The sequence below is a fragment of the Arthrobacter sp. PGP41 genome (assembly GCF_002953935.1).
Lineage (GTDB): Bacteria > Actinomycetota > Actinomycetes > Actinomycetales > Micrococcaceae > Arthrobacter.
Genome location: NZ_CP026514.1, coordinates 578,004 through 592,711, shown reverse-complemented (window position 1 = coordinate 592,711; position 14,708 = coordinate 578,004). Strand labels below are relative to the sequence as shown.

General features: G+C 65.9%; 13 protein-coding genes. 6 read left to right on the top strand and 7 right to left on the bottom strand.

Annotated elements, in window-relative coordinates; translation table 11 throughout:
- Window positions 1-95: 95 nt before the first annotated feature.
- Window positions 96-1,055 (top strand): D-2-hydroxyacid dehydrogenase family protein, encoded by a 960-nt coding sequence (locus C3B78_RS02855; protein WP_104996730.1) that lies wholly within the window; start codon window positions 96-98, stop codon window positions 1,053-1,055.
- 134 nt (window positions 1,056-1,189) lie between these two features.
- On the opposite strand, the gene C3B78_RS02850 is transcribed toward C3B78_RS02855, so the two are convergent.
- The 6 genes from C3B78_RS02850 to C3B78_RS02825 all read right to left on the bottom strand — a co-directional run bounded on the left by C3B78_RS02850 (window position 1,190) and on the right by C3B78_RS02825 (window position 7,733).
- The gene (locus tag C3B78_RS02850) at window positions 1,190-1,939 is read right to left on the bottom strand and encodes a ThuA domain-containing protein (protein ID WP_104996729.1); all 750 of its coding nucleotides are present in this window, start codon (window positions 1,937-1,939) and stop codon (window positions 1,190-1,192) included.
- 1 nt (window position 1,940) lies between these two features.
- Window positions 1,941-3,035 carry a Gfo/Idh/MocA family protein gene (locus tag C3B78_RS02845; protein ID WP_104996728.1) on the bottom strand — a complete coding sequence of 365 codons (1,095 nt, stop codon included), beginning with the start codon at window positions 3,033-3,035 and terminating at the stop codon, window positions 1,941-1,943.
- A 47-nt stretch (window positions 3,036-3,082) separates the two neighbouring features.
- The gene (locus C3B78_RS02840; RefSeq protein WP_104996727.1) at window positions 3,083-3,979 is read right to left on the bottom strand and encodes a carbohydrate ABC transporter permease; all 897 of its coding nucleotides are present in this window, start codon (window positions 3,977-3,979) and stop codon (window positions 3,083-3,085) included.
- Complete coding sequence (locus C3B78_RS02835) at window positions 3,979-4,911, bottom strand: carbohydrate ABC transporter permease (protein ID WP_104996726.1); 933 nt, start codon at window positions 4,909-4,911, stop codon at window positions 3,979-3,981. The genes C3B78_RS02840 and C3B78_RS02835 overlap by 1 nt, the downstream gene beginning before the upstream one ends.
- Window positions 4,912-4,913: 2 nt before the next feature.
- Entirely contained in the window at window positions 4,914-6,203 is a 1,290-nt protein-coding gene (locus C3B78_RS02830) for an ABC transporter substrate-binding protein (RefSeq protein ID WP_104999598.1), read from the bottom strand.
- A gap of 309 nt (window positions 6,204-6,512) precedes the next feature.
- Window positions 6,513-7,733, bottom strand: a complete 1,221-nt coding sequence (locus C3B78_RS02825; protein ID WP_104996725.1) for an ROK family transcriptional regulator — start codon at window positions 7,731-7,733, stop codon at window positions 6,513-6,515.
- A gap of 148 nt (window positions 7,734-7,881) precedes the next feature.
- Between C3B78_RS02825 and C3B78_RS02820 the strand changes: the two genes are divergently transcribed.
- The 5 genes from C3B78_RS02820 to C3B78_RS02800 are packed head-to-tail and all read left to right on the top strand — an operon-like array spanning window position 7,882 to window position 12,515.
- Window positions 7,882-8,622, top strand: a complete 741-nt coding sequence (locus tag C3B78_RS02820) for a sugar phosphate isomerase/epimerase family protein (RefSeq protein ID WP_104996724.1) — start codon at window positions 7,882-7,884, stop codon at window positions 8,620-8,622.
- Window positions 8,619-9,749: a Gfo/Idh/MocA family protein gene (locus C3B78_RS02815; RefSeq protein WP_104996723.1), complete on the top strand. Its 1,131-nt coding sequence runs from the start codon at window positions 8,619-8,621 to the stop codon at window positions 9,747-9,749. Before C3B78_RS02820 ends, C3B78_RS02815 begins: the two co-directional genes overlap by 4 nt.
- Window positions 9,746-10,954, top strand: a complete 1,209-nt coding sequence (locus C3B78_RS02810) for a Gfo/Idh/MocA family protein (RefSeq protein ID WP_104996722.1) — start codon at window positions 9,746-9,748, stop codon at window positions 10,952-10,954. The genes C3B78_RS02815 and C3B78_RS02810 overlap by 4 nt, the downstream gene beginning before the upstream one ends.
- Window position 10,955: 1 nt before the next feature.
- Entirely contained in the window at window positions 10,956-11,951 is a 996-nt protein-coding gene (locus C3B78_RS02805) for a sugar phosphate isomerase/epimerase family protein (protein WP_104996721.1), read from the top strand.
- 30 nt (window positions 11,952-11,981) lie between these two features.
- Complete coding sequence (locus C3B78_RS02800) at window positions 11,982-12,515, top strand: GNAT family N-acetyltransferase (protein WP_104996720.1); 534 nt, start codon at window positions 11,982-11,984, stop codon at window positions 12,513-12,515.
- Between the two features lie 18 nt (window positions 12,516-12,533).
- Here C3B78_RS02800 and C3B78_RS02795 read toward each other — a convergent pair whose 3' ends face one another.
- On the bottom strand, window positions 12,534-14,672 hold the full coding sequence (locus C3B78_RS02795; RefSeq protein WP_104996719.1) for an amylo-alpha-1,6-glucosidase: 2,139 nt from the start codon (window positions 14,670-14,672) through the stop codon (window positions 12,534-12,536).
- Window positions 14,673-14,708: the final 36 nt, after the last annotated feature.

Below are 14,708 nucleotides of genomic sequence, written 5' to 3'. Positions count from 1 at the left end.
TCACGCCGTACGTGGCAGGGGTTTGAGGAAAGGCCAGGACCCGCTGCCTTACGATGAACATCACGCCAAGGTTACCCGGGACGAAGGACAATGCCATGAAGCACCGCCTCGCCATCCTCGACGACTACCAGGGCGTGGCCCACGGTTTCGCCGACTGGGCTGCCCTGGAAGCCGAGGACGTTGCCACCATGACCTTCCGTGAACCCTTCGCCTCCCCGGAGGCCCTGGTGTCCGCGCTCGCGGATGTGACCATGGTGGTGGCCATGCGCGAGCGCACCGCCTTTCCGCGGGAGGTGCTTGAAAAACTTCCAAACCTCCAGCTCCTGGTGACCACCGGGATGGCGAATGCCTCCATTGATGTGGCCGCCGCCGCCGAGCAGGGCATCACCGTTTGCGGCACCCCGGGCTCGCCCGCCGCGGCCCCCGAACTGACGTGGGCCCTGCTGCTGGCCCTCGCCAGGAACCTGCCGGCCGAAGAGAACTCCGTGCGGGCAGGCTCCTGGCAGACCACGGTCGGCTTCGAACTGGCCGGCAAGACCCTGGGCGTCGTGGGCCTTGGCAAGATTGGCCGACGGATTGCGGCGTACGGGCAGGCCTTTGGGATGGAGGTCCTGGCCTGGAGCCAGAACCTGACGGCGGCGGCAGCGGAGGAGGCCGGTGCCCGTTTGGTGTCCAAGCAGGAACTCTTCCGCCTGGCGGACGTTGCCACGCTTCACCTGCGGCTCTCCGAACGCTCGGAAAACATCGTGGGCGAGCCGGAACTCCGGCTGCTGGGACCCGAGGGTGTCCTGGTGAACACCGCCCGGGGGCCCCTGGTCAACCAGGACGCCCTGCTGAAGGCCCTCGCCGAAGGCTGGATCCGCGGGGCGGCGCTGGATGTGTTCGACCAGGAACCGCTGCAGGCCGGGCACCCGCTCCTCGCGGCGCCCAACACCGTGCTGTCGCCGCATCTCGGCTACGTCACGCGGGAAAGCTACCGGCAGTTCTACGGCGGGGCTTTCGAGGACGTCACGGCCTGGCTGGCGGGCTCGCCCGTCCGGACCATCACGCCGTGACCCTGCTGCCCACCCAGCGGAACCATTGCCAGGTTGAACTACCGGGAGGACGGACGACGGCGCGTCGCGCATCCCTGCGGTGACCCGCCCGCCGTCGGACTTCCTTGGTAGCCGTGGGGACTTCCGCCGCCGGTTCAGGCGTCCCCGAGGTACCAGCCGCGCCGGGCGTTGGCCACCCCGGGCTGCTCGCGGAAGACATCCGGCTGGGCGGCCCAGCGGACGCCGTTGGCCAGCACCTGTTGGATCTCAGCCTGGTGGTAAACCGGGTAGTCCTGGTCACCGGGGCTGAAATAGAAGATCCGGCCCTTGCCGCGGGTGAATGTCACGCCGGAGCGGAACACCTCACCCCCTTCAAAGGAGCTGATGAAGATGAGGTCATCCGGGTCGGGGATGTCAAAGAGTTCGCCGTACATCTCCTGCTTGGGGATGATCAGCGGGTTTGGAACGCCCTGCGCGATGGGGTGGGACGGTTTGACCGTCCACACAGTCTCGCGTTCACCGTCGTTGCGCCACTTGAGCGAGCACGTGGTGCCCAGGAGGCGGGTGAAGATCTTGGCGAAGTGGCCGGAGTGGAGGACCAGCAGGCCCATTCCGCCCAGGACGTGGCGCTGCACCCGATCCACGACCTCGTCGCTGACCTCGGCGTGGGCTTTGTGTCCCCACCACAGCAGGACGTCCGTGGAGGCCAGCTCTTCCTCGCTGAGTCCGTGCTCAGGATCGGCGAGTGTAGCCGTGCGGATGACGGAGTCCGTCAGATGCCCGCGCAGGCCGCCGGCAATAGCACCGTGAATCCCTTCGGGATACATTTCGGCCATGGTGGCCGGCGTATTCTGCGCCTCGTGGACGCCCTCGTTCCAGACCAGGATGTTGAGTTTGTCCGTCATGTCAGAGCGCAACTTCCCGGTGTTCGAGTGCGGACCGGTAGCAGGCGTCCAGGACCAGGGCCCGGCTGAGGGCCACCGAGCCGTCATGCGCGCCCCACTCCTGCGGGCCGCCGCGGACGGCGTTGACGAAGTCCTCGACGACGGCGTCGTGGGCGCGGCCGGGCTCAGCCACCACCTCGTAGTCGGCGTTTTCGCCGTCCTTCTCCTTGAAGATCCTCAGGTCCGCAACCGGTGCCATGGAAGCCCCTACAGCGCGCAGTTCGGCGCCTCCGTCCGTCCCGTACACGGTGAAGTCCAGGAGATCCGTCTCTTCCCGGTAAGCCGCCCATCCCGCCTCGAGGATCAGCGTACCGCCTCCTTCGAGCCGGAGGAACGCGGTGGCGAAATCCTCCACCTCGAACTTGTGGCTGGACTTCATCGCAGAGTAGCGGGCGTTCCCGCCCAAACCACGCGGGCCCAGCTCGGAGTGGGTGGCGGCGGAAACGGACAGGACCTTGGGTTCGCCCAGCAGGTGCAGCGAGTAGTCCAGTACATGGACGCCGATATCGGCCAGCGGACCGCCGCCGGCCAGTTCCGGGTTGGTGAACCAGCTGCCCAGCATGGGGATGCCGGAGCGTCGAAGCCAGGAAGCCTTGGCGTAGTACGGGCGGCCCAGCTCACCGGCGTCCATGATGCCCTTCAACTTCTGGATGTCGCCCCGACGGCGGTGGTTGAAGGCAACATCCAGCACCCGGCCGGCCTTGCGTGCCGCGTCCACCATGGCCTGGCCCTCGACGCCGTTGCGCGCCAGCGGCTTTTCGCTCAGGACATGCAGCCCCGTTTCCATGGCTGCGATGGCGATGGGTGCGTGCAGGAAGGTGGGCACGGCCACGCTGACGGCGTCCAGCCCCTCCAACTCGATCAGGTCCTCCCAGCGGGCGAACGTGTGCGGGATGGCATACTCGTCCTTCAGGCTGGCCAGGAGGTCGGCCTCCATGGCGGCGACCGCCACGAGTTCCACACCCTCAATGCCCTTGTAGGCCTTGATGTGCTGCTGGCCGGCCCAACCGATGCCAACCACCCCCACCTTCAGGGTTTCCGGCTGCTGATTGCTCACAGGTAGATCCTTCTCTTTTTTCGTGCGATGGAAATGGGGTTGGGAAGTCAGCCCTTGACGGCCCCGGCGGTCATGCCCGAGACAATCCTCTTTTGGCAGACCAGGACCAGGATGACAAGGGGCAGTGTGATCAGGACGGACGCGGCGCTGATGGTGCCCATGGGCTGGTCGAACTCGCTGGCGCCGTTGAAGAAGGCAATGGCCACCGGGACCGGGCGCGCGTCCGGCGACGTCGTCAGCGTGACGGCCAGGAGGAACTCGTTCCAGACGGAGATGAACACCAGGATGGCCGTGGTGGCCAGGCCCGGCACCGCAAGCGGCAGGATCACCTTTCGGAAAGCCTGGAACGGGGAAGCGCCGTCCATGTACGCGGATTCCTCCAGCTCCCGCGGGATCTCCCGGAAGAAGGACGTCAGGGTGTAAATGGCCAGCGGCAGAGCGAAGGTCATCTTGGGGATAATGAGGCCCAGGAGGGTGTCGTACAGCCCGATTTCCCGCCAGATCGCGAACATGGGTGCCGCGATGGCGATCGCCGGAAATGTGGTCACGGACAGGATCAGCGTCAGGATCAGCGCCTTCCGGCGCATCTTGAGCCGGGCCAGGGCGTAAGCGGCAAAGGATGCGAACACCAGCGCCAGCGTGGTGGTGACGACGGCGATAATCACCGAGTTCCGTAGCGCCAGCAGGAATTCGGCGTTCTGGAGGACAGTCAGGTAGTTATCCAGCGAGGGTTCGGCGGGGAACAGTTCCCCCTTGCCCAGGCTGGCGCCTTTCTTGAGGGAAGTGTTGACCAGCCAGTAGAACGGGACCAGCGAGAAGGCCATGACGGCCAGGACGAAGAGCCACGTTAGCGGGTGAAGTTTGGCTTCCCCCCGCAAACGTTGGCGAGGTGCCTTGGACCGGGCCGGTGTATCGGCGGGACGGTCGGCAAGCAGCGTACCCATCAGTTCTCCTTGGCGACGGCGCGGATGTTGCTGCCTGCGAAGCGGATATAGACCATGGAGACCATCATGACCGTCAGGAACGTCAGAATGGACAGCGCTGAGCCCTCACCCACCAGTCGGTTTTCCCGCAGCTCCTTGTAGGCAAGCATCGACATTGATTCGGTGCCGTTGGCGCCGCGGGTCAGGACGAACGGCAGGTCGAAGACGCGCAGGGAATCCATAGTGCGGAAGATCGCCGCCAGGACAATCGCGGGCTTCAGCAGGGGCAGGGTGACATCCCGGAAGGTCTGCCATTTGCTGGCGCCGTCCAGTTCAGCCGCCTCGTAGGTCTCATCCGGAATGACCTGCAGGCCGGCCAGGATGATGAGCGCCGCGAAGGGAGTGGTCTTCCAGACGTCAGCCAGGACAACCACGGCCATGGCGTAGCCAGGTTCACCCAGCCAGACAATGTCGCCGGCGGGCAGGCCCAGGGCGGAAAGGACCGTGGTCACCAGCCCCAGGTTTGGTTCGAACATGGTCTCCCAGGTGATGGCGCTGACCACTGTGACGATCGCGTACGGCAGCAGCACGATGGTGCGGAGCAGCGCACGGCCCCGGAAGGCAAGGTTCAGCAGCAGGGCCATGGCCGTTCCCAGCACCAGTTCCAGCGACACCGAGAGCCCGGCAAAGAGGAAGGTCTGGCCGAAGGCCGCCCACCATTCCTTGCTCGCCAATGCCGCGATGTAGTTATCGAGGCCGACGAAGCGGGACAGGCCGGCCTGGCGGACGCTGTACTGGTTCAGCGAGAGCCACAGGGCGTAGCCGATGGGCACGGCGGCCACCAGGGCCATCAGGATGAGGGACGGTGCCGTCATCCTGACGGCCAGGCGGCGTTCTGCCCGGTCGTGGCCGCTCACGCGGCCACGACCGGAAGTCAGGACAGGGGGTGCCATGGTCAGAAGGTCGCCTTGGCGGTCTTGATCTCTTCAGCCATCTGCTTCGTTGCGTCATCCGCTGTGGCTGTGCCGGACAGGACCGCGTAGACGTTCTTGTTGATGGCCTGGGAAATCTGCGGGTACACCGGGGAGACCGGCCTGGGCTTGGCACCCTTGACCGAGTCGAGCAGTTCCTTCGCGAACGGCATCTTGGCCAGGACTTCGGGGGCGGAGTAGGCGGCCTCGTTCACCGGCGCCTGGGAGTTGTCCATGGCCACGTGCTTCTGCCACTCCGGGGAGGTGGCGAACTTGATGTAGGCCACGGCTGCGCCCGGGTTGGTGGAGTGGGCGGAGATGGCGAAGTTCCAGCCGCCCAGGACGCCGCTTGGCTTGGCGGAGCCGTCAAAGGAGGGCAGCGGTGCCACGCCGAAGGTGCCTGCCAGGTTGGTGGCGTTCAGGAGGCGATAGACGTGGGGCCAGTTGCGCTGGTATCCGAAGTTGCCGGACTCGTAGGCCAGGCGTGCGGGATCTTCGTTGTAGGTCAGCACGGCACGGTCCGCGGAACCGTTCTTGATGCCGTCGGCCATGAAGTTCAGGACCTTGCGGGTGGTGTCGTTGTCCACCGCCACTTCGCCGTTGGCATCCAGGACCTCGCCGCCGGCGCTGTAGAGGAGTTCGAGGAAGTTCACCGTCAGGCCCTCATACTGCTTGCCTTGGTAGACCAGCCCGTTGCCTGGGGCCTTGGCTGCCTCTTTGTAGAGCTGCTGCCAGGTTTCCGGCTTGGCCACCTTGTCCTTCTGGTAGTAGATCAGGCCGGCGTTCGTGTAGAAGGGTGCGGCCCAGTACTTGCCGTCGTACTTCACCGTTTCCGTCGTGGACGTGATGAGGTTGTCCTTGATTCCTTCGACCAGTTCGGTCTGGTCAAGCAGCCAGCCCTGGGAGGCGAACTCGGCCGTCCAGATCACGTCCGTCATGAAGATGTCGCACTCGGTGGACTTGCCTTCAAGGCGCTGGACGGCCTGCGTGCGGGATTCGTCCGTCGTGGCACCGATCTCCGTGTACTTCGCCGTCATGCCCGGGTTGGCGGCGTTGAAGGCAGCCGTGGTGTTCTTGTGGATGCCGCTGGCGTCTTTGCCGCCGCACAAATGGATGTTTCCCTTGGCGCCTTCTGCGCTCTTGGGATCGGCAGCGGCCGCGGCCGGGGCCTTCGATGGTTCCGACGCCGGCTGGTTTCCGCAGCCGGCGAGCATGACACCGGCAACTACGGTTGCTGCAACACTCTGGGCGAGACGACGGCGTCTTGCTGGCATGGATGCCTTCACGAGTTTCCTTTCGGGGTGGCCTGGTCCGCCCGTGCCACGGCCATAATGGACGGCCGCAGGTTTCCGGACAGCGGGACGATGAAGCGGTCAGCCGCCACTTTCAACCGTCATAGGTCAAAAGTATGCAAGCGAGCCGCTGTAAGCAGATTTCCATGGAGTGTGATCCATGTCAACAAGAATCGGATGGGATTTTTGAGTATCCGATTGGATCCCCCGGGGTACCTGCGGGCGCCCGAGGGCATGCCGGAACGAGGCCTGCGTGCTTGGGTGCACGCGGCCGGGCCCAGAATTGCGGGGCTACTCGGCGGGGGCAGATGTCCGGATTGCGGTTTCCACCGCCTCGGGCGAAAGGACGTGGTCAATCACCATCCGGCTGGCACCAAGGATGGCGGCATCCGCCGGAGCTTTGGACTGCTCAATGCGGAGCCGGGATGTGGCCAGCGGCAGCGATCTGCGGTAAACAGCCTCGCGCACCCCCGCCAGCAACTGGTCCCCGGCGCGGGCCAGGCTTCCGCCCACCACAATGACGGAAGGGTTGAGCAGGTTCACGCAAAATGCCAGGACCTCCCCCAAATCCCGTCCGGCCTGCCGCAGCGCATGGATGGCCTGGACGTTTCCCTTGGCCGCGAGTTCCACCACGTCTGTACTGGTGGTGGCCTCGATTCCTTCCGCACGCAGCTTCCCGGCCAAGGCCGGTCCGGATGCCAAAGCCTCGAGGCACCCGCTGTTGCCGCAGCGGCACAGCACGTCCTCGCCGTCGGGGACCCGGACATGCCCCAGGTCGCCGGAAGTACCATCCGCGCCACGCTGGATCTGGCCGTTGCTGATGATGCCGGCGCCGATTCCCGTGGCCACTTTGACCAGCAACACATTCTGGAATTCCTGCCAGTGGGCGTACCGCTCACCGATCGCCATAATGTTCACGTCGTTGTCCACCAGCACCACCGTGCCCAGCTGCCGGCCAACGAATCCGGCCACATCGAACCCGTCCCAGCCCGGCATGATGGGAGGTTTCACCGGGCGCCCCGTGCTGTGTTCCACAGGACCGGGGAGTCCTATGCCCACTCCGGCAAGATCGCCGACGCGGCGCCCAACGTCTTCCAACAGCTTGCGCCCTATTTCCATGACGCGGTTGAGGACGGGCTCAGGCCCTTCCCCAATATCGATGGCTTCGGAGTGCCTGGCAAGGATGGTGGCATTCAGGTCTGTGACCGCCACCGAGGCGTGGGTTGCGCCTATGTCGGCGGCGAGCACCAGCCTGACCCCCGCGTTAAACGCAAATTTCGACGGCGGCCGCCCGCCGGAGGAGGCCGCTTCGCCGGCCGGACCCACCAAGCCCATGGCAAGGAGGGCATCGATCCGGGCGGCAACAGTGGTCCGGGCAAGGCCGGTCAGGTCCGCCAGTTCGGACCGCGTGCGGGGCTTGCCGTCACGGAGCAGCTGGAACAGGTCACCGGTGCGCGAAAGCAGCCCGGCCTCCTGCTGTAGACGCGGTTGTTGCCTCGGAACGATCGCCATACCTAAGGAATAGCACATTCGGAAATACTTTGGTTCGAGTAATCCTTGACTTTTGATTGACTTGCGCCAAAAGTCGCCGTAATTTGTAAAAAACCCAACTCATGTGCTGCGGCACGTGCAGCAACGAGCAGCAAGGAATGGGCAGGCCATGGACTACTCGCTTCAGCTTTACACTCTTCGGCGGCCGTTGGAAGAGGACCTCCCCGGAACCATCCGCAGGGTCGCGGACATCGGCTTCACCCAGGTGGAGCCCTACAATTTCGTGACCACCGCGAAGGAACTGGGCACTGCCCTGAAAGAGAACGGACTGACGGCGCCGTCCGGCCATGCCCCGCTGCTCAGTCAGGACCAGGACGAAATCTTCACAGCGGCCAGGGACCTGGGCATCACCACCGTCATCGAGCCCTATATTCCGGCGGACCGCTGGCAGTCCGCAGAGGACATCCGGGACACGGCGGGGAAGCTGAACGAAGCCGCCAAGAAAGGCGCGGAGTACGGCATCCGGGTTGGCTACCACAACCACCAGTGGGAGCTGGAGTCAATCATCGAAGGCCGGACCGCCCTGGAATACTTCGCCGACCTGCTTGATCCGGAACTGGTCCTGGAAGTGGACACCTACTGGGTGGCCGTGGGCGGGCAGGATCCGGTGGACATCCTCGCCAGGCTCGGGGACCGGGTAAAGCTGATCCACATCAAGGACGGCCCCCTGACCGCGGATACCAAGGCCCAGCAACCGGCCGGTAAGGGCAAGGTGCCGGTCCTGGACGTCATCGCCGCGGCAAAGGCCCTGGAGGTAGGCGTGGTGGAATTCGACGACTACGACGGAGACATTTTCCAGGGCATCGCCGAGAGCCTGGCTTTCCTCAACAACGCAGGAGCCAGCGCATGAGCACCCCCTCCAGCAGCAAAGGCCCGGTGGGCGTCGGTGTCATCGGCGCGGGCAACATCAGCAAGCAGTACCTGGACAACCTCACCACGTTCCCCGACCTCAAGGTCCACGTCATCGCAGACCTCTTCGAGGAAGCCGCCGAAGCCCGGGCCAAAGAATACGGCATCCCCGAGTGGGGCGGCGTGGAAAAAGCACTGCAGCACCCCGGCGTCGAGATCATCGTCAACCTGACCATTCCCGCAGCCCACGTCGAAGTGGCCACAGCAGCCGTCAACGCCGGCAAGCACGTCTGGACCGAGAAGCCCTTTTCCCTTGACCGCGAATCAGGCTTGGGGCTCCTCAAAACCGCCGACTCCGCGGGAATCCGCCTAGGCTGCGCGCCGGACACGTTCCTCGGTGCCGGGCTCCAGACTGCGCTGCGCCTGATCCAGCGCGGCGACATCGGCACGCCCCTGACCGGCATGACCACCTTCCAGACGCCCGGCCCGGAGTCCTGGCACCCCAACCCCGCCTTCCTGTTCCAGTACGGCGGCGGCCCCCTGTTCGACATGGGCCCCTACTACCTCACCACCCTGGTCCAGGCGTTCGGCTCCATCCGCAAGGTGGCCGCCGTCGGGTCCATGGCCAAGGACGTCCGCGTCATTGGCTCCGGTCCCAAGGCCGGCGAGGAATTCACGGTGGAAGTCCCCACCCACGTCTCAGCGATGGCCCAGTTCGAGAGCGGAGCGTCCTCCCACAGCGTCTTCTCCTTCGAGTCCCCGCGTACCCGGATGGGCTTCGTGGAGATCACCGGCACGGAGGCCACCCTTTCCCTGCCGGACCCCAACAACTTCGACGGCGACGTCAGGCTTTGGCGCGCGGGCGACGAGGACTGGACCACCATCCCGGCCACGGGGCCTGCGAACGGCCGCGGCATGGGCGTCCTGGACATGGCGCGTTCGCTCCGCGCCGGTGTCCCGCACCGGGCCACCGGCGACCTGGCGTACCACGTGCTGGATGCGATGGTCTCCATCTCGGAGTCCATGGATTCAGGAACGTTCGTGGACGTGGCAAGCTCCGCGCCGGCGTCGGCACCCCTGCCCGAAGACTGGGCGCCGGAAGCCCTGACCCTCGGAGGCTCCGCATGAGCCCCGACACAGGCACCACCGCGCCGCTGGGCGTGGCCATGATCGGCTACGCCTTCATGGGCAAGGCGCACTCCAACGCGTGGCGGAACGTCGCCAGCTACTTCGACGTCCCCGCGTTCGAGCAGAAGGTCCTGGTGGGCCGCGACGCCGCCGCGGTCTCGGAGGCTGCCGCCAAGTACGGATGGGCGGAAACGGCCACCGACTGGCGCACGGTCCTGGACCGGGACGACATCCACATCATCGACGTCTGCGCCCCGGGCTGGATGCACGCGGAAATCGCCATTGCCGCCCTGGATGCCGGCAAGCACGTCCTGCTGGAAAAGCCGCTGGCCAACACAATGGCCGAGGCTGAAGCAATGACGGCTGCCGCAGCACATGCCCGGTCCAAGGGCGTGCAGTCGATGGTCGGGTTCAACTACCGCAGGGTCCCGGCTCTCGCCCTGGCCAAGGAGCTCATCGCCGAGGGCAGGATCGGAACAGTCAGGCACGTCCGCGCCGCTTACCTGCAGGACTGGCTCGCGGATGACCAGGCGCCCATGTCCTGGCGGCTGAAGAAGGAAACCGCGGGCTCCGGCGCGCTCGGCGACATCGCCTCCCACGCGATCGACCAGGTCCTGTTCCTGCTCGATGACCGGGTCACGGAAGTCTCGGGCCGTGTGCACACCTTCGTCAACCGGCGCCCCAGCCCGCGAGGCCCTGCAAGCGGGCTTGAAGATGTGACAGTCGACGACGCCGCCTGGGCTACGCTGTCCCTCGCCTCCGGAGCGGTCGCCTCAGTGGAGGCATCCCGGGTGGCCACCGGCCGGAAAAACTCCCTGCAGCTCGAGGTTTTCGGCGACAAGGGAGCCCTCCGGTTCGACCTGGAAAACCTCAACGAACTCCAGTTCCTGGACGCCACCGCCCCCGCCCGGGAGCAGGGCTTCCGGAGGATCCTGGTCAGCGAGCCGGAGCACCCCTACGTGGATGCGTGGTGGCCGCAGGGCCACATCATCGGCTGGGAGCACACCTTCACGCACGAGGTCCGCGACTTCCTGCTGGCCGTCAGCTCCGGAACCGCGCCATCGCCGTCGTTCGACGACGGACTGGAAGTCCAGCGCATCCTGGACGCGGTGGAGCAATCCGCCGCCTCCAACAGCACCCTGGTCCAACTCTCCCCCGCCGCAACCCCGGCAGCCGGCACAGCCGGTACCACCGAAGGAGCCTGACATGCCCCGCCCGTTTACCCTGTTCACCGGCCAGTGGGCCGACCTGCCCTTCGAAGAGGTCGCCAAACTGGCGTCCGGCTGGGGCTATGACGGCCTGGAAATTGCCGTGTCCGGCGACCACCTGGACGCCTGGCGCTGGGACGAACCCGGCTACGTCGAGTCCAAACTCGAGATCCTGGACAAGTACAACCTCAAGGTGTGGGCCATTTCCAACCACCTCAAGGGCCAGGCCGTGTGCGATGACCCCATCGACTTCCGCCACCAGGACATCGTCGGAGCGAAGGTCTGGGGCGACGGCGATCCCGAAGGCGTCCGGCAGCGGGCCGCCGAGGAAATGAAGCACACCGCCAGGCTCGCCAAGGCACTGGGCGTGGACACCGTCGTCGGCTTCACCGGCTCCTCCATCTGGCAGTACGTGGCCATGTTCCCGCCCGTCCCGGAAAAAGTCATCGACGCCGGCTACCAGGACTTTGCCGACCGCTGGAACCCCATCCTGGACGTCTTCGACGAATGCGGCGTCCGTTTCGCCCACGAAGTCCACCCCTCCGAAATCGCCTACGACTACTGGACCACCGTCCGCACCCTCGAAGCGATCGGCCACCGCGAGGCATTCGGCCTGAACTGGGACCCGTCCCACATGATGTGGCAGGGCATCGACCCCGTCTCCTTCATCTGGGACTTCAAGGACCGGATCTACCACGTGGACTGCAAGGACACCAAGCTCCGCCAGACCGGCCGGAACACCGTCCTGGGTTCCCACCTGCCCTGGGGCGATCCGCGCCGGGGCTGGGACTTCGTCTCCGCCGGACGCGGCGATGTCCCCTGGGAAGCGTCCTTCCGCGCCCTGTCCGCGATCGGCTACGACGGCCCCATCTCCGTGGAGTGGGAAGACGCAGGCATGGACCGCCTCCATGGTGCCCCCGAAGCCCTGGCTGCCCTCAAAAAGTTCGACTTCCCGCCGTCGAACACCTCCTTCGACGCCGCCTTCAAGCAATAGCTCCCAGGGGCGCGCACGTAGAATCCCTGCATGGCCCACACCATCCGCCCTGCAACAACGGACGACGCCGAGGCGCTGGCAGCCCTGGCAGCCGTCACGTTTCCGCTGGCGTGCCCGCCGTCGACGTCGCCTGAAGACATTGCGTCGCATTTGGCGAACACCCTCAGCGAACGGCACTTCCGGACGTACCTCGGCGCCCCGGACGTCACGGTCCTGGTGATCGACGTGGAGGGTGCCCTCCGCGGGTACAGCCTCCTGCTGACCCGCCCCGCGGAGGACCCGGAGGTGTGCTCGGTGCTGACACTGACGCCGGCGGTGGAGCTTAGCAAGTGCTATGTGCATCCCGGGCACCACGGCCTGGGCCCCGCTGCGGAGCTGATGCGCGCGAGCCTCCAGGCCGCGGCCGGATCAGGCGCAGCCGGTGTGTGGCTCGGGGTCAACAGCCAGAACGCCCGCGCCATCCGGTTCTACGAAAAGTCAGGGTTCCGCAAGGTGGGAACCAGGTCGTTCCGGCTGGGACATATCGTGGAGCACGATTTCGTGCTGGAGCGAGCCCTCCCGTGACCGGCCTCCACCGCCTTCTTATGCGTACTCAGGCGGGTAGGCCAGGGGCGGGCGCGGTTCCGCCAGGAGCTTGAGGCCCGGCGGCAGCCCCTCCACGGTGCCGTGGGTCCCGGACGCCCTGATGTTGATCCGGGCGGTGTCCAGCAGCACGTTGTCGGCCCGGAACTCGCCCACCTCCTCCGGCAGGATCGGCGCCAGGTGCACTACCCCGTGCGTGAAAACGGGGTCGAAACGGAGCAGTGCCCGGACCAGTTGCACCGGCGCCGCCGCCGCCCATGCCTGCGGCGAGCAGGCGGTGGGGTACGCCACCGGCCCGAAGAACTCGCCCCGGTCAAAACCGCAGAACAGTTCGGGCAGCCTGCCGTCAAAATGCTCAGCGGCGTCGAAGATTCCGGTGGCCACCTTGCGTGCTTCCTCCACGAACCCGTAACGCATCAGCCCGGTGGCCACCAGGGCCGAATCATGCGGCCACACAGAACCATTGTGGTAGCTCACCGGGTTGTAGGCACCCATGTCCGATCCGAGGGTGCGGATCCCCCAGCCGGTGAACATCTGCGGGGACATCAGGTGCTCCACCACGGAGGCCGCCTTGTCCTCGTCCACGATGCCCATCCAAAGGCAGTGCCCCATGTTTGACGTACACGCGTCCACCGGCCGCTTGTCCTTATCCAGCGCCACGGCGAAATAGCCCTTGTCCGGCAGCCAGAACTTCTCGTTGAACGCGGTCTTCAAATCGGCGGCGCGTTCAGCCCAGTGCTGTTCCAGCGCACGGTCGCCGCTCCAGCGGGCCAGCAGGGACCGGCCCACATAGGCGGAGTAGACATAGGCCTGGACTTCACAGAGGGCAATGGGCGCCTCGGCCATGGTCCCGTCCGCGAAGTTGATGCCGTCCCAGGAATCCTTCCACCCCTGGTTGACGAGTCCATGGTCGTTGGGCCGGAGGTACTCCACAAACCCGTCGCCGTCGCGGTCCCCGTACCGCTCGATCCATTCCAAGGCCCTGTCCACGTGGGGCACCAACGGCTGCACAATGTCCTTTGACTGCCCCCACCTGCTCAGCTCGCCAACAAGGGCTGCAAACAACGGGGTGGCGTCAGCGGTGCCGTAATAGGCGCTGCCCCCCAGCGCCAGCCCCGCGGTGACGCCCAACCTCACTTCGTGCGGGATGCGCCCCGGTTCCTCCTCGGAGTCCGTGTCCACTTTCGTCCCCTGGAGGCCAGCCAAGGTCTGCAACGTCCCGGCCGCCAGCTTAGGGTCCACCATCAGGCTCATGTAGGAGGAGAGGATGGAGTCGCGGCCGAACAGCGCCATGAACCAGGGGGCACCGGCGGCAACGGCCACCCGTTCCGGGTGGTGCGGATCGAAGATCCGCAGGGACCCCAAGTCGCTTTGGCTGCGGTTCAGCAGAGCCTGCAGGTTGGCGTCCGCAACGGTGATGAGCGGGACGTTCTGCTCCCAGTGCCGGTGCCGGCGGGCGCCTTCCCGGTGGTGCGGCAGCCCGTTCTCGGTGAAGGCGTCCGCCGGGGCCTGCCCGTTGATCAGGGGGACCACGATGATGCTGGTGGCCCATTTGCCGCGCGGCGGAATGGTGGCCCGGAAGCGGAGCCCGTCTGTGCTGACCGCGGCGCCGCGGGCACGGACAGCCGTTCCCCGCCGTTGGCCGTTCCGGGCGCTTTCGATTACGAGCTGGCCGTCGCGGACCGTGCGGGCGGCCTCAGCATGCTTGGACGTGCGGCCCACCTTGACGTCGAAAAGATCGTCCTGGTCTGCACCGACAAGGAGTTCGATGTCGCAATCCACAGCCTCCGCCGAGTAGTTCTCCAGCGTGATGTCGTCCTGCAGGCCGGGGCCGATGTGGCGGGTTTGGCGGACCACCAGCGGGCTGTCAAACCGGCCGTCCGGCCACTGGGCCCTCCCAACGAAGGTGGCTTCGAAGGGCTTGGGCCGCTGCGCCGCCAACGGTTCGCGCAAGGAGCCGTTAACCCGGAGGATCCAGTGGGAAATGATGCGCGTGTCCTGGTAGAAAGCACCGTTCGTGCCGGTGTCTGAACTGATGTCCCCAGTGCCGGAAGAGATGCAGAACGAGGATCCTTCCAGCACCGTCACCGAACCTGATTCGGATGCGGCGGCCTCGGTGTCGGCGTTCCATGCAGTCAAGGGAAAGGGCTCCTTTGCTGGGAGGCGGACTTACCA